The following is a 21,389-nucleotide window of genomic DNA, read 5'->3' on the forward strand; positions in this document are numbered from 1 at the left end:
CGGGCCTCACTTCCCGATGGCGATTCCGAAACCGTGCGCTGGGACGGAGCCGAACCTCCGGCCCGTGTCACCAGTCGTCGGCCGACCCGTGTCACCAGTCGTCGGCCGACTCCGCGGCGAGCCGGACGAGTTCGCCGCCCGCGTCCACGTCGTAGCGGCGCATGGTCGACAGCGGCGGCGCGTACACGTGCACGCTCACCGCGGGCGCGTCCGAGGTGTTGCGGACGTCGTGGACGTAGTCGGGCCCGAACGAGCGGGCCTGCCCGGAGCCGACCTCGCGCCGGGCGCGCACGCGGTGCTCCTCCAGCGTGCCGAGGGCGACCGCGAAGGCGCCGGCGGAGCCGCCGTGGTCGTGGAAGCCGGTGGCCTGGCCGGGCAGCCAGCTGATCAGCCAGATCTCGTGGTCGGCGTCCTGGTGGATCCGCTCGTACCAGCGGCCCTGCGGGTCGAGCCGGACGCGGTGGATCCACTCCTCCGGGTTCGCCGCGAGCGCGCGGGCCCGCTCGGCGAGCCGCGGCGGCGCGAACGGCGCGCCCGTGTCCTTCGAACCCTCCGAGGCGGTCGCGCCCGGCTCGGGCGTGCCGAAGTCGGTCGTGGCGGTGGTCATGCGTCGTTCTCCTCAGCTGTGCGGTCGGACGTGCCGGAGCGGCTCCCCCGCCGGTGGGAACCGGCGGGTCGGCGCTAGCGGGTCGTCCGGCGACACAGCGCGCTGGCCTGGCGGCGAAGATCGACGTGCAGCCGCTCGTGCAGCGAGATGGAGATCGTCACGCCCCTCAGGGTGGACCAAATTCCCTATAAAGTCAATCGGGAATGCAGGGAAGGATCGCCCCCTCGTTGTGCAGCGGTGATACCAGCGGGGGCGGACCGATCTCCCTCCCCGGAGGCAGGCGGACGCGGCGCGGGGCGTTCTAGGCTCGCAGCGAGATGAACGAACCACACCGCTCCGACGCCGGCGGCCGGCCGAGGCTGCTCGCCGGCGTCTCCTCGGCCCTCCTGCCGGGCCGCGACGACCCGGCCGTCACCCTGCTGCCGCGCCGGATGCTGCTGCGCGCGCCGATCCTGGCCCTTCTGCTCGCCCTGACGATCGGGTTCACCGCCGGATCCATCGCGATCTCCATCGACCAGTACCACGTGGACGCGGGCGCGGCCTGGCCGCTCGGCGTGCTGATGGCGACCCCGCTGGTCTTCGCGGCCCGCTGGCCGCTGGCCTCCTGGCGGATCGCCGCCATCGGGCTGCTGATCACCGTGTTCGTCCGGCACGGCACCGGCTTCATGCCCTGGCCGGTGACCGCGATCCTGGCGCTGGTGGTCGTGCTGTTCTTCACCGGGGTCGGCTGCGACCGGGAGGTGACGCTCGGCGTCGGCGCGGTCACGATCGTGGCGGTGCTGCTGCCCGCCGTGCTGCTCGGCATGCCGGGCTGGTTCGGCATGATCCTCGCCGGGATCACCGCGGTCGTGCTGACCTTCGGCGACGCGGTCGGCGGCCGCCGGTCCGCGGAGGCGCAGCTGCGCCTGCGCGAGGAGCAGCACCGGCAGGACCTGGCCCGCCAGGCGGTACTGGAGGAGCGCGCCCGCATCGCCCGCGAGCTGCACGACGTCGTCGCGCACCACATGTCGGTGATCGCGATGCAGGCCGAGGCCGCGCCGTTCAAGATCCCGGACCTGCCGGACTCCGCCCGGGAGACGTTCGGGGTGGTGCGGGACGCGGCCCGCGAGGCGCTCACCGAGACCCGCCGCGTGGTGGGGCTGCTGCGCTCGGACGACGAGGGCGCCGAGCGCGCCCCGAGCCCGGGCCTGGACCGGCTCGACGAGCTGGCGGCGGCGGCCCGCAACTCCGGGCTGTCGGTCGCCACGGTGGTCGTCGGGATGCCGCGTCCGCTGGACGCCGGGGTGGACCTGTCGGCCTACCGGATCGTCCAGGAGTCGCTCAGCAACGCCGCCCGGTACGCGCCGGGATCGCGCGTCCACGTGGAGATCAAGTATGGCCGGGAGGCGCTCGCGGTGACCGTCGCCGACGACGGCGCGCGCCGCGCCCCGGACGCCTCGGAGGGCGGCGGGCACGGCCTGGTCGGCATGCGCGAGCGCGTCACCATGCTCGGCGGCGAGATCGCGGCCGGGCCGCGCGACCCCGCGGGCTGGACCGTCGCGGCCGAGCTGCCCTACGGGGACTGATCATTCGCCGTAGGGTGGCGTCGTGACGATTCGGGTGCTGATCGCCGACGACCAGGTGATGATCCGCGACGGGCTCGCGGCGCTGCTGTCCTCCGACCCGCAGATCGAGGTGATCGGGCAGGCGGGGAACGGGCGCGAGGCCGTGGACATGGCCCGGGCGCTGGATCCGGACGTCGTGGTGATGGACATCAGGATGCCGGAGATGGACGGCCTCGCCGCGACCGCCGAGCTGATCGGCGAGCCCGCTCGGGCCGGCGGCGATCCGGCGGACGTGCGGCCGAAGATCCTGATGCTCACCACGTTCGACCTGGACGAGTACGTCTACGAGGCGCTCGGCGCGGGGGCCAGCGGGTTCCTGCTGAAGGACGCCTCGGCGGCCGACCTGGTGGCCGGGGTGCGGGTGGTGGCGGCGGGCGACGCGCTGCTCGCGCCGTCCATCACCCGGCGGCTGATCGGCGACTTCGCGCGCCGGCGCCGCCACCAGCGGCCGAGCCCGGCGGCGACGGCGGGGCTCACCCCGCGCGAGATGGACGTGCTGCGCCTCATCGCGCGCGGGCTGTCCAACGCCGAGATCGCCGCCGAGCTGGTGCTGGCCGAGCAGACGGTCAAGACGCACGTCGGGCACGTGCTGACCAAGCTGGCGCTGCGCGACCGCACCCAGGCCGTGGTGTTCGCCTACGAGAACGGCCTGGTGGGCTGAGGGCTCAGCGGGCCGGGTCCAGGACGAGCTTGCCGGTGGTGCGGCGGGCGCGCAGGTCCTCGTGGGCGCGGCGGACCTCGGTGAGGCCGTACTCGCCGCCGCCGATGACGCGCAGCCGGCCGTCCGCGGCCAGGCCGAACAGCTCGTCCAGCGCGGCGCGCATCACGTCGCCGGGCAGCTGGAACACGTGCGGCAGCCACATGCCCGCGATCGTGGTGGAGTGCGACATCAGCGAGGCGGGCCGAACCGGCGACGGTTCCTTGCGGGAGGCCATGCCGTAGAAGGCGAGCCGGCCGAACGGCGCGAGCGCCTTCAGGCTCTGGTCGGTGACGGTCCCGCCGGTCATCTCCAGGACGGCGTCGACGCGGCGGCCGCCGTTGGCCTCGATGAGCGCGTCCTTGAGGTCGGGCTCGTTGGCGTCGATCGCCGCGTCCGCGCCGAGTTCGAGGGCGAGGGCGCGCTTGCCCTCGGACGAGGCGGTGGCGATGACGCGGCCGGCGCCCCAGGCCTTGGCGAGTTGGACGGCGAGGGTGCCGACGCCGCCGGCGGCGGCGTGCACGACGACCGACTCCCCCGGCGCCAGGTGCACGCTGCGGCGCAGCAGCACCCACGCCGAGGCGCCCTGGACGATCATCCCGAGCGCGGTGACGTCGTCGATCGCGTCCGGGACCTGCCACGCCAGCGCCTCCGGCGCGACGGCCTTCTCGGCGTACCCGCCGGTGCCGACGAGCGCGACGACGCGGCGCCCGTCCGGGGTGGTGCCGACGACCTCGCCGCCCGGCACCATCGGCAGCGTCGACTCCGACAGGTAGCTGTTCTCGGCCTGGTGGGTGTCGGCGTAGTTGACGCCGGCGCGGGAGACGTCGACGAGCAGATGCCCGGGCCCTGCGACCGGGTCGGGCAGCTCGGCGACGTTCAGCACCTCGGGGCCGCCGAACTCGGTGATCTGGATCGCGCGCATGACTCTCCTGTTCGGGTCCTGGGTCGAAGAACGGGTCAGCGCGGGCCGGGGACGCCGCGGAACTTGAAGGGCTCGGACGGGCGGCCCGGCACCACGTACCACGCCTCGCCGACGCCGTCGGCCTCAAGGATCCGCATGAAGGCCTCGACCACGTCGCTCACCTCCAGGATCGGGAACCCGCTCTCCTGGAGCTGCCCCTTCATCTCACCGAGAATCGCGGTGTCGGCGAACGACGGGCACAGCGCGTTCACCCGGATCCCCTCGGGCTCGTAGGTGGGGCCGAGGGCGCGGACGAGGCCGACGACGGCGGCCTTGTTCGCGCCGTAGACGGGGTCGAAGGGCGTCGCGGTGAGCGCGGCCATGCTGGCGGTCGCGATGATGTTCCCGCCGCCGCGGCTGCGGAGCGCGGGCAGCGCCGCGTGCACCCCGTAGACGACGCCGTCGAGGTTGATGCCCATCGCGCGGCGGTAGACGGCGGGGTCGAAGGTCTCGTCGAGCCGCCCGCCCCCGGCGATGCCGGCGTTGAGGAACGCCACGTCCAGGCCGCCGAAGCGCTCGACGGCGGTGGCGACGGCGGCCTCGCTGTCGGCGGGCTCGCGGACGTCGCACCGGACGAACGCGCCGTCCAGCTCCTTGGCGAGCGCGGCGCCGGCGTCGGCGTCGACGTCGGCGAGCACGACCCGGGCGCCCGCGCGGGCCAGCCGGCGGGCGACGGCGGCGCCGATGCCGTTGGATCCTCCGGTGATCAGCGCGACCTTGCCGGTTCCGTCGAAGGCTGCCATCGGGACTCCCCTCCCAAGTAACTGACTCGTCAGTTACTCTAGCGGAATGGACTTCGGTTTGAGCGAGCGGGCCCAGGAGCACCTCGGCCGCCTCCAGGACTTCATGGACTCCCACGTCTACCCGGCGGAACCGGTCTACGCGGCGCAGCGGGCGGAGCTGCGCGCGCAGGGCCGCGAGCACCACGTCCCGCAGGTCGTCGAGGACCTCAAGGTGGAGGCGCGCAAGCGCGGCCTCTGGAACCTGTTCCTCCCCGACAGCGAGGACCCGGCGCACGGCCTGACGGTCACCGACTACGCGTCGCTCGCCGAGATCACAGGCCGCTCCCCCAGCCTCGCGCCGGAGGCGACCAACTGCGCGGCCCCCGACACCGGCAACATGGAGGTCCTGCACCTGTTCGGCACGCCCGGGCAGAAGGAGCGGTGGCTGCGGCCGCTGCTGGACGGCGAGATCCGCAGCGCGTTCGCGATGACGGAGCCGGAGGTGGCGAGTTCGGACGCCACCAACATCTCCACCCGGATCGAGCGCGACGGCGACCACTACGTGATCAACGGCCGCAAGTGGTGGATCAGCGGCACCGCCGACCCGCGCTGCAAGATCATGATCGTGATGGGCAAGACCGACCCGGAGGGCCACCCCTACCGGCAGCAGTCGATGGTGCTGGTGCCGCTGGACGCGCCCGGGGTCGAGGTCGTCCGGCCGCTGCCCGTGTTCGGCTACCAGGACCAGCACGGCCACTGCGAGATCACCTTCACCGACGTCCGCGTGCCGGTGGAGAACCTCGTCGGCGAGGAGGGCGGCGGGTTCGCGATCGCGCAGGCGCGGCTCGGGCCCGGCCGCATCCACCACTGCATGCGCGCGATCGGGATGGCCGAGCGGGCGCTGGAGATGATGTGCCGGCGCGCGGCGTCCCGTGTGGCGTTCGGCGGGCCGCTCGCCAAGCAGGGCGTGGTGCGCCAGCAGATCGCCGAGTCGCGGATGGCGATCGAGCAGGCCCGGCTGCTCACCCTCAAGACCGCATGGCTGATCGACAAGCAGGGCGTGCAGGCCGCGCGGTCCGAGGTCGCGGCGATCAAGGTGATCGCGCCGCGGGTCGCGCTGGACGTCGTCGACAGGGCGATCCAGGTGCACGGCGGCGCCGGCGTCAGCGACGACACCCCGCTCGCCGCGATGTGGGCGGGCCTGCGCACCCTCCGCCTCGCCGACGGGCCGGACGAGGTCCACGTCCGGTCCGTCGCGCGCGCCGAGCTGGGCAAGTACCTCGGCACATGACGAGCGGCACGGGGGAGGCGGGACCGCCCGCCGCGGGGCCGGGCGTGCGGCGGCGGATGCCGTACGCCCGGCGGCGCGAGCAGCTGCTCCAGGTGGCGCTGGAGGAGTTCGGCCGGCGCGGCTACCACCTGACGCAGATGGAGCACGTCGCCGCGGCGGCGCAGGTGTCCAAGGCGCTGCTGTACCAGCACTTCGTGTCCAAGGAGGAGCTGTTCGCCGAGGTAACGGAGGCGATCGTCACCGAGCTGACCGGGCGGCTGAACGAGGCGGTGCCCGCCGCGCACGGCACGGCGGGCGGTATCCGGGCGATGATCCGGGTGCTGTTCGACTACGCGACCGAGGAGCCGGACGCGTGGTCGCTGGTGGTCCGGCACCTCGACAAGCCGGAGGTCGGGCTGGAGCTGCGGGAGCTGCGCGAGCGGCTCGGCACCGCGTTCGCCGACCTGCTGCTGCGCCGCCGGCGCGCCGACCCGAAGCTGTCGCGCGCCGCCCTCGAGGTGAACGAGCGGCGGGCGCGACTGCTCGTCCCGCTGATGTACGGGTCGATGCTGTCGATGGTGTCGTGGTGGCTGGAGCATCCCGACACGTCGCGCGAGCGGGCCGAGCAGATGGCGCTGGAGTTCATCTGGCTGGGCCTCGACCGGCTGCGGACGGGCGAGCGACTGCCCCGCGGCTGACGGGGTCCCCTGGGTGACGTCGCGGGCGCGGGCGGCGGTCAGCCCGCGGCGACCGGCCGGCCGAAGACGTCGGCGCGGGCGAGGTCGAGCGCGGTGAGGACGGCGCCGTGCAGCACCGCGTCGCCGTCGTACGCGGCCGGCCGCACCACGGTGGCGGCGGGGCTCAGGGCGGCCAGCCGGGCGCCGACCAGGCCGGCGAGGCGGTCGCCGCCGCCGCGGCCGAGCACGCCGCCGAGCACGACCAGGCCCGGGTCCAGCACGGCGACCAGCGCGAACGCGCCCTCGGCGACGCGGTCGGCGAACGCCTCGGCGTCCAGCTCCCCGGCGGACGCCAGATCGACCAGGTCGCAGAACCCGGTGCCGCCGAACCGGAGCATCCCGACCTCGCCCGCGCCACCGGACGCGCCGCGCCGCAACCGCCCGTCCAGCACGATCGCGGCGCCGACGCCGTCGTCCAACCACAGCAGCGCGAAGTCGTCGTGGCCCGCCGCGGCGCCGTCGCGGTGTTCGGCGACGGCGGCCAGGTTGACCTCGTTCTCCACGACGACGCGCGCGGTGGTCCGGTCCCGCAGGGCTTGGAGCAGGTCGGGGCGCCAGCCGGGCATGTCGCCGTCGGTCACCAGGCCGGTGCCCGGATGGATCAGGCCGGGCGTGCCGACCACGACGGCGTGCAGGTCGATGCCGCCCGCGGTGCCGGCGACCGCCTCGCCGATCAGGGCCGGCAGGTCCGGGTCGTCGGGCAGCGGGCGGGAGGACACCCCGGCCGGGTTCCCGGCGAGGTCGGCGACCGCGACGTGCAGGGCGTCGCGGCGCAGGTCGACCCCGGCGACGTGGGCGCGGCCGGCGACCAGTCCGTAGAGCCGGGCGTTCGGACCGCGCCGGTCGGCGCCGGCCTCCCCGGTGACCTCGATCAGCCCGTCCGCGCGCAACCGCTCGACCAGGTCGGACACCGTCGGCCGCGACAGCCCGGTCAGCGCGCGCAGCTGCGGCGCGGTGAGCGGGCCCCGCTCGAGCAGCAGGTCCAGGGCGAGCCGGTCGTTGATCGCGCGGGCCATCGTCGGGTCGGCGGTCTTCACGGGAGCCATCGTAGCCAGGGATGTCGCGTTATCCGCTTTTCATCAGGAAGCCTGCCTGTTAGTTTCTGTGGCCATGAGCCGTCCCCATCGCGCCATCGCCGCGGTCTTCGCCGTGCACGGCGCCGTCGCGGGCACCCTCGCGACCCGCATCCCCTGGATCCAGGACCACCTCGGCCTCGGCGCCACGCTCCTCGGGCTCGCCCTCCTGTGCCCCTCCATCGGCGCGTTCGCCACGATGCCGACCGCGAGCCGGATCGCGCACCGCATCGGGGAGCGCACCGCCACCCGCGCCCTGATCGCCTTCTGGGCCGCGGCCCTCGCGCTGCCCGCGCTGTCGCCCGCGCCCGGCTTCCTGTTCGCCGCGATGCTGGTCTACGGGATGGCCGCCGGGATGTCGGACGTGGTGATGAACGGCCACGCGGTGTCGGTGGAACGGCACCTGAAGCGGCCGATCATGTCGGGGCTGCACGGGCTGTGGGCCGTCGGGAGCCTCGCCGCGGGCGGCGTCGGCATCCTCGCGGCGCACGCCGGGGTGGACGCCCGCGTGCACCTCGGCGTCGTCGCGCTGGTCCTGCTCGCCGCGGGCGCCGCGGCGGGCCGCGGCCTGCTCCCCGACCGGACGGACGCGGACGCCCCGGCGCCGCGCCGGTTCGCGCTGCCGAACCGGGCGATCGCGGCGATCGGCGTCGTCGGGTTCTGCGCGACGTTCGCCGAGGGCGCGAGCGCCGACTGGTCGGCGGTCTACCTCACCAAGGTCGCGGACGCGGGCCCCGGGCTGGCCGCGGCCAGCTACACGATCTTCATGGCGTGCATGGCGGCGACGCGGCTCGCCGGGGACCGCCTCGTCCGCCGGTTCGGTCCCGCGACGGTCGTGCGCTGCGGCGGGGGCGTCGCCGTGCTCGGCGGCGTGCTGGTGGTGGCGGCGCGCAGCGCGGTGCCGGGCATCGCCGGTTTCGCGCTCCTCGGCGCCGGCGTCGCGACCGTCGTCCCGCTGGTTTTCGCGGCGGCCGGCAGTGCCGGGAACACCCCGGGTGAGGGCGTGGCGGGCGTCGCCACGATCACCTACCTGTCCGGGCTGACCGCGCCGGCGGTGACGGGCTGGGCGGCGGGCGCGCTGTCCTACCCGGCCGCGTTCGCGCTCATCACCTGCATCGTTGCGCCGACGCTGCTGTTCGCCGGCGCGCTGCGCCCGCGCCCCGCCCCGGTCGCTGCGCCCGCCGGACGGCCGGTCGAGCCGCCCGTCCGGGAGCTACGCCCCTGAGAGGCGGGCGAGGGTCGCCGCCGCGGCCGACCCGGGCGGCGCGTAGTGCACCAGGACGCTCTGATCCGGATCGTTCTCGACATTGATCTTCATATAGCGGAGCGTGATCTCCCCGAAGGCCGGGTGGCGGAACGCCCGCTCGGACGGCGTGAACGGGGTGATCTCGTGGGACGCCCAGAACGCGCGGAAGTCGCTGCTGGTGGCGGCCAGCCGTGCCACGAGCCGCTGGAAACGGGGGTTTCCGGCCTGCCGTCCGGACTCGTTGCGCAGCAGCGCGGTCAGCCAGCGGGCCTCGGCCTCCCACTCGGCGAACCGCTCGCGCATCCAGGCGTTGTGGAACATCAGCCAGACGACGTTGAGGTCGTCGCCCGCGGGCCGCTCGGGCATGGTGCGCAGCAGCGCCTCCACCGGCGCGTTCCAGGCGACCAGGTCGAAGCAGCGGGTCACCACGTGGGCGAGGTTCGGTTCGACCATGGCGAGCAGGTCGCGCACCTCGCGCGTCACCGCGCCCGGCTCCGCCGGCTCGACCGCGGGCTCCCCGGCCAGTTCCAGCAGGTGCCGGTGCTCGGCCTCGCCGAGCAGCAGCGCGCGGGCCAGGCTGTCGAGGACCTGCCGCGACACCCCGTTGACGCGGCCCTGCTCAAGCCAGGTGTACCAGGTGAGGCTGACGCCGGCCGCCGTCGCGACCTCCTCGCGGCGCAGCCCGGGCGTCCGGCGCCGCGGGCCGGGGACGATGCCCGCCTCCTGCGGCCGCACGCGGGCGCGCCGGGACCGCAGGAAGTCGCCGAGTTCCTTGCGGCGCACGTCGGCGGTCGGGGACGGCAGGACCGGTCACCTCGCTTCGCTCATGCCTGTCAGTGGCGTTACTAGCGTTAACTCTAATCTTGTCCGGCCGGGCCGGGGGGCCCAGCATCGGCGGCATGAGCACTCGAACCGTACTGATCACGGGCGCGGCCGGCGGGCTCGGCTCCGCGGCCGTCCGCAGGCTGACCGAGCTGGGCTGGGAGGTGTACGCCGGGGTGCGGCGGCCGTCCGACGCCGGCCGGGTCCCCGGCGGGGCGCACCCCCTCGTCGTCGACCTGATCGACGAGGAGACGGTCGACGCCGCCGCCAAGGAGATCGCAGCGCGCACCGGCGGGCGCCTGGACGCGCTGGTCAACAACGCCGGCGTCATCGTCGAGGGCCCGGTGGAGCTGGTCCCGCTGGAGGACTGGCGCCGGCAGTTCGACGTCAACGTGGTCGGCCAGATCGCGATGACGCAGGCGGTGCTGCCGATGCTGCGCGCCGCGAAGGGACGGGTCGTCAACATCGGCGCCGTGAGTTCGAGGATGAGCGGTCCCGCGTTCGGGCCGATCGCCGCGTCCAAGGCGGCGCTGGCGTCGGTCACCGAGGCGCTGCGGGTGGAGATGCGGCCGCTCGGCGTCAAGGTCTGCGTGATCGAGCCCGGCCTGCTGGACACCGAGATCTTCGGCAAGTCCGGCGCCTCGCGGCGGGCGACCGGATGGCGCGGCGACGCGGACGCCCAGCGCCTCTACGAAGGGGTCAGCGCGAAGATGGGCGAGTTCAACGCCCGTGCGAAGCCGGGCCCGGTCGATTCGGCCGTGAAGACGATCGTCAGGGCGCTGACGGAGCGCCGCCCCAAGTCGCGCTATCTGGTCGGCCGGGACGCCCGGATGATGGCGACGCTCGCCAGGCTCCCCGACCACACCCGTGACCGGCTGCTCCTGCGGGCCGTCGGCATCGACGCCGCCACCTACGGCGGGTAGGCATGCGAAAGGCCGGGGACGGCGAACGTCCCCGGCCGAATCACGCGTTGGACGCCGGCCTTACAGCGGGTAGACACCCTCGGCCTGCGGGCCCTTCTGGCCCTGGGTGATCTCGAAGCCGACGCGCTGGTTCTCGTCCAGGCTCCGGTAGCCGCTGGAGGTGATCGCCGAGTAGTGGACGAACACGTCCGGGCCGCCGCCGTCGGGGGCGATGAACCCGAAGCCCTTTTCGGCGTTGAACCACTTCACGGTGCCTTCGGCCATGATGTTCTCCTCTGGGTGAACGGAATCACCGGCCGCCGGACGGCGGCCGGGCTGCAAGCGGACTCATCTCACGTCCGCCCGGATCACCCGGAGCTGCAACGGAGAACGCCCTCGTCTTGAACTTCTGCGGGCGTTTCATAAAGCAAACGTTCGAGACTGCTTGGCCGCCGCGCCTGGCCGGCCCGGCGACAGCAACGAACTTACCCCATACGGGCCCGGCCGGACCCCCGACACACCTAAGTCAGATCATCCAGCGCGACGGCTGCGCGATGGCAGTCGTGGAACGTGCAGTACAGCGGCACGGGGGCGAACCGCACCACGTCCGGCTCGCGCGCGTCGGCGACCACGCCGTGGGTCTCGGCGAGCCGCCGCACCAGTCCCCCGGCGCCCTCGGCGCCCGCGACCCGCAGCGACAACTGGCTGCCGCGCGCCGCCGGGTCGTCCGGGGTGATCACCTGGACGCCGCGCAGCGGGGCGAGCCGGGCCGCGAGATAGCCGGTGAGCCGCTCGCTGCGGGCGCGCAGCGCCGCCATCCCGACCCGGTCGAAGATCTCCAGGGAGGCCAGCACCGGCGCCAGCGCGAGGATCGGCGGGTTGGACAGCTGCCAGGCGTCGGCGGAGGCGGGCGGCGCGATGTCGGGCTCCATCCGGAACCGGACGGACGGCGCGGTGCCCCACCAGCCCGACAGCTTCGGCACCGACGGGTCGGCGACATGCCGCTCGTGCACGAAGCAGCCCGCGACCGCGCCGGGGCCGCTGTTGAGGTACTTGTAGGTGCACCAGGCGGCGAAGTCGACGTCCCAGTCGTGCAGCCGCAGCGGGACGTTCCCGGCGGCGTGGGCGAGGTCCCAGCCGACGACGGCGCCGGCGGCGCGGCCCGCCTTGGTGATCGCGGCCATGTCCATGAGCTGGCCGGTCAGGTAGTTGACGCCGCCCAGCATGAGCAGCGCGACCGTGCCGCCCTCGCGTTCGAGGAACGCCAGGACGTCCTCGGTGCGCAGGTTGTCCTCGCCGGGGCGCGGCGTCAGCCGGACGACCGCGTCCGCGGGATCGAGCCCGTGGTGGATCGCCTGGCTGGCGACCGCGTAGGAGTCGGACGGGAACGCCGAGTCCTCGATGACGATGCGGGTGCGCTCCCCGGACGGCCGGTAGAAGCTCGCCATCATCAGGTGCAGGTTGACCGTCAGCGAGTTCATCGCGACGACCTCGTGCGGCAGCGCGCCGACGAGGCGGGCGGCGGGCTCGCGGAGCAGCTCGTGGTAGTCCACCCACGGGCGGCGGGCCTGCGTGTGGCCCTCGACGGCGAGGCTCGCCCAGTCGTCGAGCTCCTCGCGCAGGCGGCCGGCGACGGCCTTCGGCTGGAGGCCGAGGGAGTTGCCGGCGAAGTAGGCGGCCTCCGGGTACGTTCCGCCGGGCGCGGGCGGGATGAGGAACTCCCCGCGCAGCGAGGGCACCGGGTCGGTCTCGTCCAGCCGCAACGCCTCGCGCTCCCCGGCCTGCAGTTCCGCGCTCACGACGCGCTCCCCGCGACCGCCGCGTCGGCCGCGTCGGCCGCGTCGGCCGTGTCGGCGACGCCCGCCACATCGGCGGCGGGCGCGAAGAACGCCTGCGCGTTGGCGCCGAGCAGCTTGGCGCAGTCGGCGTCGTCCAGGCCCGGACACGCTCGTATCGTCGCGCCCGGTTCCTGCTCGCCGAGCGGGAACGGGTAGTCGGTGCCGAGCATGACGCGGTCGGCGCCCATCACCTCGACCAGCAGCCGGAGCGCGCGCGGGTCGAACACGGCCGAGTCGACGAAGAACCGGTCGGTGTACTCCGACGGTGGGCGCGGCGAGTCGGCGCGGACGATGTCGCGCCGGTGCCAGGCGTTGTCGGCGCGTCCGAGCGTGAACGCGAGGCTGCCGCCGCCGTGGCAGAAGCACAGCCGCAGCGACGCGGGGATCCGCTCGAACGCGCCGGACAGCATCAGCCCGAGGATGCTCAGCTGCGTCTCGGCGGGCATGCCCGACAGCCACGGCAGCATGTGGCCCCGCATCCGGTCGGCGCCGAGCATGTCCCACGGGTGCGCGAGCACGGGAAGGCCGATCCGCGCGCAGTGCGCGAGGAACGCGGTGATGCCCGGGTCGTCGAGGTTCCGGTCGCCGACGTGGTTGCCGATGTGGACGCCGCGGTGCCCGGCCGCCGCCGCGCGCGTCGCGACCTCGCAGGCGAGCGCCGGGTCCTGCAGCGGGACCTGGCAGAGCGGCAGCAGCCGGTCCGGCGCGTCCGCGCAGAAGGCGAGGATGCGGTCGTTGACCAGGTCGCACCAGTCGGCGGCGCGAAACGGCTCGGCCTCGTACCCGAACATCAGCGGGGTGGACGAGACGGCCTGGACGTCGACTCCGGCGGCGTCCATGTCGGCCACCCGCCGCGCGGGGTCCCACAGCCCCTCCTCGACCGGCCGGTACTCCCGGTCGCCGCTCATCATCATGCCGGTGCCGTCGCCGTGGACGCGCAGCCACGGCTCACCGTCGTCGCTGAGGACGCGGCCCTCGGCACGGCCGAGCCGGGGGAAGACATGGGCGTGGACGTCGATGACTGTCACTGGAGCTCCGTCGAACGCGAGGGGAGTCAGGCCCGCGGGGCCGTCTTCGGGATCATGGATTCGGGCCACTGGCGGCCCGGGTGGACGGCGCCGCAGTTCGGACATTCGCGGTCGCCGCCGTAGAAGCCCTCGAACGCGGGCGGCAGGTCATCCACGATGGAGCGGACCTGCAGCTCGGCGCGGTGCACGAGGTGGTGGCACTCGGTGCAGTACCACTCGAACGCCTCCTTGAGCCCTTCGGGCCGCGGGATCTCCACCACGAGACCGATCGAGCCCTCCTCGGGTCGCTGCGGTGAGTGCCGGACGTGCGGCGGCAGCAGGAACACGTCGCCCTCGTTGATCTGCAGGTCGGTGGGCGGCTTGCCCTCCTCCTCCATGACCCGCAAAACCATGTTGCCCTTGAGCTGGTAGAAGAACTCCTCGGTCGGGTCGTCGTGGAAGTCGGTGCGCTGGTTCGGCCCGCCGACCACCATGACGATGAGCCCGGTGTCGTCGAACACCTGGACGTTCCCGACCGGCGGCTTCAGCAGGTCGCGGTGCTCGTCGATCCACGCCTGGAAGTTGAAGGGGCGTCCGAACGTCAGCTGCGGCAGGGTCATGCTCCGGCCTCCTCGCCGTTGCGTGGGATGTGGGCGACGCACGAGATCTCGATGAGCAGGTGCGGGTGCGGGAGCTGGTGGACCGCGACGGTGGTGCGGGCCGGGCCGGTCTCGTCGAAGTACTCGCCGTAGACCTCGTTGTAGCCGCCGAAGTCGTTCATGCTCACCAGGTAGGAGGTGACGCTGACGACGTCGGCCAGCCCTCCCCCGGCGGCCTCCAGCAGGTCGGCGATGTTGTCGATGACCGCGCGGGTCTGCTCGCGGATGTCGAGGTCGGTGACGCCCATCGGGTCGGCGCTCGCGCCGGCGAACGTGCCGTCGGGCCGCCGCGAGCTGGTGCCGGACACGAACACGAAGTCCCCGGCCCGCTTCACGTGCGGGAACCGCCCGCGCGGCTTGGCCTTGCCCTCGACGAGGATCGCATCGCTCACCGGGTCGTCACCTCCGCGCTGCCGAGGCCCGCCCCGGTGACGCGGACGTGGGCGTCCTTGGGCAGCGGGACGGCGGCCGTCGCGGCGCCCGCCAGCACCACCCAGCCGGGTTCGAGGGTCATCCCGGCGCCGAGCGCGAGCCGGGCGGCCGCGCGCAGCGACCGGGCCGGGTCGCCGAGGATCGCGGCGGACGAACCGGTCTGCACCGGCCGCCCGTCGATCTCCATCAGCAGCCCCACGTTGGACAGGTCGCGCGGCTCGTGCCAGGCACCGAACCCGTAGAGGGCGGCGGAGGCGTTGTCGGCGACGACGTCCGGGAGCGTGAACTTGAAGTCCTCGTAGCGCGAGTCGAGGATCTCGAACCCGACGGCGACGCCCGCCACGGCCGACTCGACCTCGGCGACGGAGCGGACCTCCCGGCCGATCAGGTACACGATCTCCGGTTCGATCCGCGGGTGGATGAGGTTCGACAGGTCCGCGGAGTCACCGGCCTGCATCCCGTCGGTGAGCAGGCCCCAGATGACGTCGTCGACGCCCATCTGGACCATCTTCGCGCGGCTGGTGAAGCCCATCTTCACGCCGGAGAGCCGCTCCCCGCGCCGGACCCGGTGCTCGATCAGCTCGCGCTGCACCGCGTAGGCGGTCGCCACGTCGAACGGCGCGGCGTCGGTGAGCCTCGGGATCGCGCGGACGTCCCGGGCGGCGTCGTCCAGCGTCGCCGCGAGCGCGTGCACGTCAACGGTCACGATTCCTCCCTGTCCTGGTCGGCGCGGCCGAAGGCGACGCGGACGTCGCCGAGGCCGTCGATGCGGGCTTCGAACACGTCGCCGGGCGCGGCGGGCACGACCGGGCCGAGCGCGCCGGTCAGCACCGTGTCGCCGGCGCGCAGCGGGCGGCCGACGCGGGCGAGGGTGTCGGCGAGCCATAGCGCGGCGTTCAGCGGATGCCCGAGGCAGGCGGCGCCGGTGCCGCTGGACAGCTGCTCGCCGCGCCGCTCCACGACCATCCCGCACAGCCGCAGGTCGACGTCCTCCAGGCGGACCGGGCGGTTGCCGAGCGCGTACATGCCGGACGAGGCGTTGTCGGCGACGGTGTCGGCGAGCGTGATGTCCCAGTCGCGGATGCGGCTGCCGACGATCTCGATCGCCGGCAGCGCGAACGCGGTCGCGCGGATCAGGTCGGCGACCGTGTGCCGCTCGTGCGTCAGGTCGTGCTCCAGGACGAGCGCGACCTCCGCCTCGACGCGCGGCTGCAGGACGGCGCCGGCCGGGATCTCGTCGCCGTCCGGGACGGCCATGTCGGCGTACAGCATCCCGAAGTCGGGGCTGTCGACGCGCATCTGCTCCTGGACGGCGCGGGAGGTCAGGCCGATCTTGCGGCCGGACAGCCGCCGCCCCTCCCCCAGCCACCGCTCGGTCATCCGCTCCTGGACGGCGTAGGCGTCGTCGGCGGTCGCGATGAGGTCGCGGACGGGCCCGCACGGGACGCCCGAGGCGTAGGCGCCGAGGATGCGCTCGGCCGCCGCGTCGATGTCGCTGGTCACTTGGCTCGCTCTCAGATCTGGATGCACACGTTGACGGGCTCGGAGAAGAAGTCCAGTGAGTACTCTCCCCCTTCGCGGCCGATCCCGGACGCCTTGACGCCGCCGAAGGGGGTGCGGAGGTCGCGCAGGTTCCAGCAGTTCACCCACACGATGCCGGTCTCCACCTTCGGTGCGACGCGGTGCGCCCGGGACAGGTCGCGGGTCCACACGGTGGAGGCGAGGCCGTAGGGGCTGTCGTTGGCGAGCCGGAGCGCCTCGTCCTCGGTGTCGAACGGCGCGACGTGGCAGACCGGCCCGAAGATCTCCTCGCGGACGGTCCGGGCCGTCTCGGGGAGGCCGGTCAGGACGGTCGGCTCGACGTGGAAGCCGCCGTCGCGCCCGTCGCCGAACGACGGCGCGCCGCCGCCCGCGACCACGGTGGCGCCTTCCTCGCGGGCGAGCCGGTAGTAGGAGAGCACCTTGTCGCGGTGCGCGGCGGAGATCATCGGCCCGTAGTCCGCGAGTTCCTTTGCGCGCGCGCCGAGCCTCTCCACGAACTCGTCGAAGACGGGCCGCTCGACGTAGACGCGTTCGGTGCACAGGCAGATCTGCCCGGAGTGGGTGAAGGACGAGCGGACGGTGCCGTCGACGGCGGCGTCGAGGTCGGCGTCGGCGAAGACCAGCGCCGGGTTCTTGCCGCCCAGCTCGAACGAGACCGGCGTGACGTGGTCGGCGGCGTTGCGCATGATCGCCGAGCCGGTCGCGGACTCGCCGGTGAAGGCGATGGCGTCGACGCCGGGGTGCCCGGTGAGGAACTCGCCGGCCGCGCCGGGGCCGTGCCCGTGCACGAGGTTGAACGCGCCGGCCGGCAGCCCCGCCTGGTCGATGACCTGGGCGAGCAGCGTCGCGGTCGACGGGGTCTCCTCCGACGGCTTGACGACGACCGCGTTCCCGGCGGCGAGCGCCGGCGCGACCTTCCAGGTCATCAGCAGCAACGGCAGGTTCCACGGCGAGATGATCGCGACGACGCCGAGCGGCCGCCGCACCGTGTAGTTCAGTGCCTGCCCGCCACCGGTGCTCCAGCCCGGCACCTGCGTGGTGTAGGCGCGCTCAGGCCGCCCGTACAGCAGGTCGGCGTAGGCGCGGAAGTTGCCGATGGCGCGGGGCACGTCGACGGTCTCGGCGAACGCGCGGGGGCGGCCGGTGTCGGCGACCTCGGCGTCCACGAACTCGCCGAACCGCGCCTGGATCCCGTCGGCGATGCGCCGCATCGCGGCGGCCCGCTCCTCGACGCCGGCCGCGCCCCACGGCCCGCGCAGCACCCCGCGCGCCGCCGCGACCGCGTCGTCCACGACCTCGCGCGGCGCCTCCGGGACGGTGCCGATCTCCGCGCCGTCCGCGGGCGAGATCAGCGGGAAGGCCGGTCCGTCCGAACGGAACACCCCGCCGACGTAGTGCTCAGCCTTCATCCCGCTCCTCCACGACGTGACCTGCCCCGACGGTCAGATCCTCCGCCCGGACAGCTATGCCTTGCAAATACCAAAGATCCGCGGAGCTATGACGAGGCTGTGATATCAAGGCGGCATGCGTGCGATCGACCTGCTCAACGGGCGGCTCAAGCTGCGGCACCTGGTCCTCGTCGTCGCCATCGCCGACCAGGGCAGCGTGCTGCGCGCCGCCGAGCACCTGCGGCTGGCGCAGCCGGCGGTGACGCGCAGCCTGCGCGAGGTCGAGCACATCCTCGGCGTCGAGCTGTTCACCCGCGGCCCGCGCGGCGTGACGCCGACGATGTTCGGCGACGCGTTCGTCGAGCACGCCCGCGCCGTGCTGGCCGAACTGCGCCGCGCCGGCGAGCGCATCACCGGGCTGGCCGACGGCGAGGTCGGCACCGTCACCATCGGCACCCTGCTGGCGGGGTCGAACGTGCTGCTGCCCCGCGCGATCGCGGCGCTGAAGAGGGACCGCCCCGGCATCACCGTGATCGTCCAGGAGGCCACCTTCGACGCGCAGGTGCCGCGGCTGCTGGACGGCGAGATCGACCTGATCCTCGGCCGCCTCAACCCGATCGGCGACCTGCGCGGGCTGCGCCAGGTCACGCTGTACGGCGAGCCGATCCGGCTGGTCGCGCGGCACGGCCATCCGGCCCGCGCCCGCGCCGGGCTCTCCCTCGCCGACCTGCTCGACTACCCGTGGGTGCTGCCGCTGGAGCAGACCGCGCTCCGCGCCGAGCTGGAGCAGGTCTTCCGCGCCGGCGGCCTGGAGCCGCCCGGCGACCTGGTCGAGTGCACGTCGGTGCTCACCGTCCGGACGCTGGTCCGCGACACCGACATGATCGCCGCGCTGCCGCAGCTGGTCGCCGAGACCGACGGCGACATCGCGCCGCTGCCGGTGCCGCTGGAGACCGTCCGCCGCCAGGTCGGCGTCACGCTGCCCGCGCACCGCGCGCCGACGCCGTCGGCCCGGCTGATGCTCGACCACCTGCGCCGCGAGGCCACGAAGATCGCGGCGGCCTGATCACAGCGAGCCGACCAGGCCGAGCAGCGCCTTGCAGGCCGCCGACGCCGGGTCGCCGAGGTCGAGCACCACGTCGAAGTGGTCGCGGTCCGGCACCACCATCGCCTCGCCCGCGCCCCACAGCGGCGCGAACGTCCGCGACTGCTCGACGAACCCGGCGCCGTCGTGCTCGGCGACCGCGACGACCGCCGGGCAGCGCCGCTCGCCCGCCAGCAGCGCGGGACTGAGCGCCGCCGCGCGCTCCACGTCCAGCTTCACGTACTCGTTGACGTAGACGCGGGTGATCGGCCGGATGTCGAACAGCCCGCTGAACGGCATGGCCGCCTTCACCACGTCCTCGGGCAGCCCGAGCTCCTCCTGCCAGCCGCCGACCATCGTCATGCCGGTGAGGTGCCCGCCGGCCGAGCTGCCGCCGACCACGATCCGCTCCGGATCGAGGCCGTGCTCGCGGCCGTGCCGGTGGACCCACGCGATGGACGCGCGCACCTGCCGGACGATCTCCTCCAGCGTCGCCTGCGGCGCGAGCGTGTAGTCCGGCACCACGGTCGCGATGCCGTGCTCGTGGAGCGTCCGCGCCATGAACGACGAATCCGCCCGCGACAGCGCCATCCAGTAGCCGCCGTGCAGGAACACGAACACCGGCCGCAGGCCGTCATCGCCGACGCCCCACACGTCCAGGCGCTCGCCGCTCGCCTCGTCGTAGACGACCCCGGGGTGCCCGGGCAGGCCGTCCACGGCCGCCTCCGACTCGGCCCGGTACCGGACCATGTGCCGCTCGAACAGCTCCGGCCCGGCCTTGCGCCGCACGTTGTAGGCGACGTCCAGCTCCTCGTCGCTCAGCCCGCTGCCCGGCCAGTCGTTCAGGTCGACCACGACCACCCCACCCCTCCCGATCCGCCCCAGCCTCCCGCCGCGGCGGCGGATGGATCAAATACCGGTCTCGTCCTCCGCTATGACCATCGCGCTATGCCCACACCGACCCGCCCGACTCCGCGACCCGGCCGCTCCGCGCCGAGGACGCCGTGCCCGGCCCCGAAGAGGCGGGACCGGGCACGGTGGGATCAGAGGACCTTGCTGAGGAACGCCTTCGTGCGCTCGTTGGACGGGTTGTCGAGCACGTCGGCGGGCCGTCCCGACTCGACGACGACGCCGCCGTCCATGAACACCACCCGGTCGGCCACCTCGCGGGCGAAGCCGACCTCGTGCGTGACGACGATCATGGTGAGGCCCTCCTCGGCGAGGGTCTTCATCGTCTCCAGCACGTCGCCGACGAGTTCGGGGTCGAGGGCGCTCGTCGGCTCGTCGAACAGCATCAGCTTCGGCCGCATCGCCAGCGCGCGGGCGATCGCGACGCGCTGCTGCTGTCCGCCGGACAGCTGCCGCGGGTAGCCGCTCGCCTTGTCGGCGAGACCGACCTTGGCGAGCAACTCGCGGGCCCGCTCCCGCGCCTTGCCGCGCGGCTCCCCGCGCACGCCGGTGGGCGCCTCGATGACGTTCTGCAGGACGGTCAGGTGCGGGAACAGGTTGAACTGCTGGAACACCATGCCGATCTCGCGGCGCTGCCGGGTGATCTCGCGCTTGCGCAGGTGCCGCACCTTCCCGCCGGACGCGTTGAACCCGATCAGCTCGCCGTCCACGTGGACCGAGCCGCCGTCGATGGTCTCCAGGTGGTTCACGCACCGCAGGAACGTCGACTTCCCGGACCCGGACGGCCCGAGGACCACTACGACCTCGCCGGGGTCCACGTCCAGGTCGACGCCCTTCAGCACCTCCAGGTGCCCGAACCTCTTGCGGACGTTGCGGGCCCGGACCATCGGAACTCCGGTACGCGACGCCTCCGGCGGCGTGTCCTTCTCCAGCGTGCTCAAGCGATCACCTCCGGGGGCGGGGCGGGACGGCGGCGCCGCATCAGGACGAAGTCCCAGAAGCCCTGCCGGGCGTTGCGGGTCGCGCCGCGCGCGTAGTGGTGCTCGATGAACGACTGCCCGACGTACAGGATCGAGGTGATCACCAGGTACCAGAGGCAGGCGACGAGCAGCAGCGGGATGGTCTGGAACGTCCGGTTGTAGATGGACTGGACGGTGTAGAGCAGGTCCGCCAGCGCGATCACGCTGACCAGCGAGGTGGCCTTCAGCATGTTGATCACCTGGCTGCCGGTGGGCGGCACGATGAACCGCATCGCCTGCGGCAGGACGATCCGCCGGAACGTGCGGACGCCGCCCATCCCGAGCGCCTGCGCGGCCTCGGTCTGGCCGGGGTCGACGGCGAGCAGCCCGCCGCGGATGATCTCGGCCATGTAGGCGGCCTCGTTCAGGCCGAGCCCGAGGATCGCCGCGACCAGCGGGGTGATGAGCTGGTTGGTGCTGCCGTGCGCGAACTCCGGCCCGAACGGGATCCCGACCGAGATGCGCGGCAGCAGCGCCGACAGGTTGTACCAGATGACCAGCTGCACCAGCACGGGGATGCCGCGGAAGAACCAGACGTAGAGCCCGCAGGCCGTGCGCAGCAGCGGGTTGTCCGACAGCCGTCCGACCGCGAGCAGGATGCCGCCCGCGATGCCGACCGCCATCGCGATGACGGTCAGTTCGAGCGTGACGGCGATGCCGTCCCCGATGAGGGAGGCGTTGACGTAGCGGCCGACGACGTCCCACTGGAAGTTGTCGTTGGTCCACAGCAGGTGGGCGAACTGGGCCGCGAGGACCAGCACGACCAGCGAGGCCACCCACCGCAGCGGGTGCCGGACGTGCGCGGCGCCGGCCACGTCGACGTCGGCGACGGTGTCGCCGGAGCGCTTCTCGGTCATGGTCACCGCC

Annotated in this window: 24 protein-coding genes; 7 read left to right on the forward strand and 17 right to left on the reverse strand. The window is 73.6% G+C overall.

The genetic code is table 11. The annotated features are described in order from the left end of the window. Positions 1–91: 91 nt before the first annotated feature. Positions 92–607 (reverse strand): cysteine dioxygenase, encoded by a 516-nt coding sequence (locus tag ABD296_RS24745; protein ID WP_344271509.1) that lies wholly within the window; start codon positions 605–607, stop codon positions 92–94. 74 nt (positions 608–681) lie between these two features. Then, entirely contained in the window at positions 682–768 is an 87-nt protein-coding gene (locus ABD296_RS50655) for a putative leader peptide (protein WP_375046440.1), read from the reverse strand. Between the two features lie 156 nt (positions 769–924). Here ABD296_RS50655 and ABD296_RS24750 point away from each other — a divergent pair, with 156 nt between their 5' ends. After that, complete coding sequence (locus tag ABD296_RS24750; RefSeq protein WP_344271512.1) at positions 925–2,172, forward strand: sensor histidine kinase; 1,248 nt, start codon at positions 925–927, stop codon at positions 2,170–2,172. Between the two features lie 22 nt (positions 2,173–2,194). Beyond that, the gene (locus tag ABD296_RS24755; protein ID WP_344271515.1) at positions 2,195–2,872 is read left to right on the forward strand and encodes a response regulator transcription factor; all 678 of its coding nucleotides are present in this window, start codon (positions 2,195–2,197) and stop codon (positions 2,870–2,872) included. Between the two features lie 4 nt (positions 2,873–2,876). On the opposite strand, the gene ABD296_RS24760 is transcribed toward ABD296_RS24755, so the two are convergent. After that, a complete protein-coding gene (locus ABD296_RS24760; RefSeq protein ID WP_344271518.1) occupies positions 2,877–3,833 on the reverse strand; it encodes a quinone oxidoreductase family protein in 957 nt (318 codons plus the stop codon). 35 nt (positions 3,834–3,868) lie between these two features. Further along, a complete protein-coding gene (locus tag ABD296_RS24765; RefSeq protein WP_344271520.1) occupies positions 3,869–4,615 on the reverse strand; it encodes an SDR family oxidoreductase in 747 nt (248 codons plus the stop codon). Between the two features lie 46 nt (positions 4,616–4,661). Between ABD296_RS24765 and ABD296_RS24770 the strand changes: the two genes are divergently transcribed. Next, positions 4,662–5,885, forward strand: a complete 1,224-nt coding sequence (locus ABD296_RS24770) for an acyl-CoA dehydrogenase family protein (protein ID WP_344271522.1) — start codon at positions 4,662–4,664, stop codon at positions 5,883–5,885. Beyond that, entirely contained in the window at positions 5,882–6,562 is a 681-nt protein-coding gene (locus tag ABD296_RS24775; RefSeq protein ID WP_344271524.1) for a TetR/AcrR family transcriptional regulator, read from the forward strand. The genes ABD296_RS24770 and ABD296_RS24775 overlap by 4 nt, the downstream gene beginning before the upstream one ends. A 38-nt stretch (positions 6,563–6,600) precedes the next feature. Here the strand turns inward: ABD296_RS24775 and ABD296_RS24780 are convergent, their stop codons facing one another. Further along, positions 6,601–7,638, reverse strand: coding sequence for an ROK family transcriptional regulator (locus ABD296_RS24780; RefSeq protein WP_344271527.1), 1,038 nt, complete (start codon positions 7,636–7,638; stop codon positions 6,601–6,603). 73 nt (positions 7,639–7,711) lie between these two features. Between ABD296_RS24780 and ABD296_RS24785 the strand changes: the two genes are divergently transcribed. Beyond that, positions 7,712–8,899: an MFS transporter gene (locus ABD296_RS24785; RefSeq protein ID WP_344271531.1), complete on the forward strand. Its 1,188-nt coding sequence runs from the start codon at positions 7,712–7,714 to the stop codon at positions 8,897–8,899. Here ABD296_RS24785 and ABD296_RS24790 read toward each other — a convergent pair. Next, positions 8,888–9,703, reverse strand: a complete 816-nt coding sequence (locus ABD296_RS24790) for a helix-turn-helix transcriptional regulator (RefSeq protein ID WP_344271533.1) — start codon at positions 9,701–9,703, stop codon at positions 8,888–8,890. The two genes, ABD296_RS24785 and ABD296_RS24790, sit on opposite strands and share 12 nt — an antisense overlap. Before the next feature lie 116 nt (positions 9,704–9,819). On the opposite strand from ABD296_RS24790, the gene ABD296_RS24795 reads away from it, so the two are divergent. Beyond that, positions 9,820–10,665 (forward strand): SDR family NAD(P)-dependent oxidoreductase, encoded by an 846-nt coding sequence (locus ABD296_RS24795; RefSeq protein ID WP_344271536.1) that lies wholly within the window; start codon positions 9,820–9,822, stop codon positions 10,663–10,665. Between the two features lie 60 nt (positions 10,666–10,725). Here the strand turns inward: ABD296_RS24795 and ABD296_RS24800 are convergent, their stop codons facing one another. The 8 genes from ABD296_RS24800 to ABD296_RS24835 all read right to left on the reverse strand — a co-directional run bounded on the left by ABD296_RS24800 (position 10,726) and on the right by ABD296_RS24835 (position 17,531). Beyond that, on the reverse strand, positions 10,726–10,929 hold the full coding sequence (locus ABD296_RS24800; RefSeq protein ID WP_131889351.1) for a cold-shock protein: 204 nt from the start codon (positions 10,927–10,929) through the stop codon (positions 10,726–10,728). Between the two features lie 236 nt (positions 10,930–11,165). After that, positions 11,166–12,443: a kynureninase gene (gene kynU, locus ABD296_RS24805; RefSeq protein ID WP_344271540.1), complete on the reverse strand. Its 1,278-nt coding sequence runs from the start codon at positions 12,441–12,443 to the stop codon at positions 11,166–11,168. Further along, positions 12,440–13,510 carry an amidohydrolase family protein gene (locus tag ABD296_RS24810; protein WP_344271543.1) on the reverse strand — a complete coding sequence of 357 codons (1,071 nt, stop codon included), beginning with the start codon at positions 13,508–13,510 and terminating at the stop codon, positions 12,440–12,442. Before ABD296_RS24810 ends, kynU begins: the two co-directional genes overlap by 4 nt. 26 nt (positions 13,511–13,536) lie before the next feature. Then, a complete protein-coding gene (locus ABD296_RS24815; protein WP_344271546.1) occupies positions 13,537–14,109 on the reverse strand; it encodes a 3-hydroxyanthranilate 3,4-dioxygenase in 573 nt (190 codons plus the stop codon). Next, the gene (locus ABD296_RS24820) at positions 14,106–14,540 is read right to left on the reverse strand and encodes a RidA family protein (RefSeq protein ID WP_344271549.1); all 435 of its coding nucleotides are present in this window, start codon (positions 14,538–14,540) and stop codon (positions 14,106–14,108) included. The genes ABD296_RS24815 and ABD296_RS24820 overlap by 4 nt, the downstream gene beginning before the upstream one ends. Then, positions 14,537–15,286 carry a 2-keto-4-pentenoate hydratase gene (locus ABD296_RS24825; RefSeq protein ID WP_344271552.1) on the reverse strand — a complete coding sequence of 250 codons (750 nt, stop codon included), beginning with the start codon at positions 15,284–15,286 and terminating at the stop codon, positions 14,537–14,539. Before ABD296_RS24825 ends, ABD296_RS24820 begins: the two co-directional genes overlap by 4 nt. After that, positions 15,283–16,083, reverse strand: coding sequence for a 2-keto-4-pentenoate hydratase (locus tag ABD296_RS24830; protein ID WP_344271555.1), 801 nt, complete (start codon positions 16,081–16,083; stop codon positions 15,283–15,285). Before ABD296_RS24830 ends, ABD296_RS24825 begins: the two co-directional genes overlap by 4 nt. An 11-nt stretch (positions 16,084–16,094) precedes the next feature. Next, complete coding sequence (locus tag ABD296_RS24835) at positions 16,095–17,531, reverse strand: 2-hydroxymuconic semialdehyde dehydrogenase (protein ID WP_344271558.1); 1,437 nt, start codon at positions 17,529–17,531, stop codon at positions 16,095–16,097. 115 nt (positions 17,532–17,646) lie between these two features. On the opposite strand from ABD296_RS24835, the gene ABD296_RS24840 reads away from it, so the two are divergent. Next, on the forward strand, positions 17,647–18,576 hold the full coding sequence (locus ABD296_RS24840) for a LysR substrate-binding domain-containing protein (RefSeq protein ID WP_344271561.1): 930 nt from the start codon (positions 17,647–17,649) through the stop codon (positions 18,574–18,576). Here ABD296_RS24840 and ABD296_RS24845 read toward each other — a convergent pair whose 3' ends face one another. From ABD296_RS24845 to ABD296_RS24855, 3 genes are all read right to left on the reverse strand, one after another. Next, entirely contained in the window at positions 18,577–19,455 is an 879-nt protein-coding gene (locus tag ABD296_RS24845; RefSeq protein ID WP_344271564.1) for an alpha/beta hydrolase, read from the reverse strand. Positions 19,456–19,637: 182 nt separating this feature from the next. Continuing rightward, positions 19,638–20,390, reverse strand: a complete 753-nt coding sequence (locus tag ABD296_RS24850) for an amino acid ABC transporter ATP-binding protein (protein WP_344271625.1) — start codon at positions 20,388–20,390, stop codon at positions 19,638–19,640. A 50-nt stretch (positions 20,391–20,440) separates the two neighbouring features. Then, entirely contained in the window at positions 20,441–21,379 is a 939-nt protein-coding gene (locus tag ABD296_RS24855) for an amino acid ABC transporter permease (RefSeq protein WP_344271628.1), read from the reverse strand. Positions 21,380–21,389 lie beyond the last annotated feature (10 nt).

It is taken from the genome of Actinomadura napierensis (genome assembly GCF_039529375.1).
GTDB lineage: Bacteria > Actinomycetota > Actinomycetes > Streptosporangiales > Streptosporangiaceae > Spirillospora > Spirillospora napierensis.

Bases quoted from the DNA above. Each gene is read 5' to 3' on its own strand.
- ABD296_RS24745 (WP_344271509.1), bottom strand. From the start codon at position 607: ATGACCACCGCCACGACCGACTTCGGCACGCCCGAGCCGGGCGCGACC.
- ABD296_RS24750 (WP_344271512.1), top strand. From the start codon at position 925: ATGAACGAACCACACCGCTCCGACGCCGGCGGCCGGCCGAGGCTGCTC.
- ABD296_RS24760 (WP_344271518.1), bottom strand. From the start codon at position 3,833: ATGCGCGCGATCCAGATCACCGAGTTCGGCGGCCCCGAGGTGCTGAAC.
- ABD296_RS24765 (WP_344271520.1), bottom strand. From the start codon at position 4,615: ATGGCAGCCTTCGACGGAACCGGCAAGGTCGCGCTGATCACCGGAGGA.
- ABD296_RS24770 (WP_344271522.1), top strand. From the start codon at position 4,662: ATGGACTTCGGTTTGAGCGAGCGGGCCCAGGAGCACCTCGGCCGCCTC.
- ABD296_RS24775 (WP_344271524.1), top strand. From the start codon at position 5,882: ATGACGAGCGGCACGGGGGAGGCGGGACCGCCCGCCGCGGGGCCGGGC.
- ABD296_RS24785 (WP_344271531.1), top strand. From the start codon at position 7,712: ATGAGCCGTCCCCATCGCGCCATCGCCGCGGTCTTCGCCGTGCACGGC.
- ABD296_RS24795 (WP_344271536.1), top strand. From the start codon at position 9,820: ATGAGCACTCGAACCGTACTGATCACGGGCGCGGCCGGCGGGCTCGGC.
- ABD296_RS24800 (WP_131889351.1), bottom strand. From the start codon at position 10,929: ATGGCCGAAGGCACCGTGAAGTGGTTCAACGCCGAAAAGGGCTTCGGG.
- ABD296_RS24815 (WP_344271546.1), bottom strand. From the start codon at position 14,109: ATGACCCTGCCGCAGCTGACGTTCGGACGCCCCTTCAACTTCCAGGCG.
- ABD296_RS24835 (WP_344271558.1), bottom strand. From the start codon at position 17,531: ATGAAGGCTGAGCACTACGTCGGCGGGGTGTTCCGTTCGGACGGACCG.
- ABD296_RS24840 (WP_344271561.1), top strand. From the start codon at position 17,647: ATGCGTGCGATCGACCTGCTCAACGGGCGGCTCAAGCTGCGGCACCTG.
- ABD296_RS24850 (WP_344271625.1), bottom strand. From the start codon at position 20,390: ATGGTCCGGGCCCGCAACGTCCGCAAGAGGTTCGGGCACCTGGAGGTG.
- ABD296_RS24855 (WP_344271628.1), bottom strand. From the start codon at position 21,379: ATGACCGAGAAGCGCTCCGGCGACACCGTCGCCGACGTCGACGTGGCC.